Source organism: Halomonas alimentaria (genome assembly GCF_009902005.1).
Lineage (GTDB): Bacteria > Pseudomonadota > Gammaproteobacteria > Pseudomonadales > Halomonadaceae > Halomonas > Halomonas alimentaria.
In genome coordinates this window covers 1-241 of the sequence record NZ_WUTT01000004.1, presented here as the reverse complement: position 1 = coordinate 241, position 241 = coordinate 1, and the positions used below count along the sequence as shown (strand labels likewise).

Genomic DNA, 241 nt, shown 5'->3' with positions numbered 1-241 from the left:
AGCGCACCCCCTGGGGTTCATAAAGAGAAGGGTGAGGTCGCGGGGTTTGTTCAAATCTGCCCAGACCCACCAAATTTTATCCAGTCCTGCGTTATTTCGTGATTCGCCTAGCAGGCTAGGCGTCGCCACAAAATGCCTTGGTCTGAATAAAATTACCCAGAGTGCGGGTATCAGTGGGGCCTTAGCTCAGCTGGGAGAGCGCCTGCCTTGCACGCAGGAGGTCAGCGGTTCGATCCCGCTA

General features: G+C 55.6%; 1 tRNA gene. It reads left to right on the top strand.

Annotated features, from left to right (window positions below):
• The first annotated feature begins 183 nt into the window (after positions 1-183).
• Positions 184-241, top strand: a tRNA-Ala gene (locus tag GRB96_RS15405).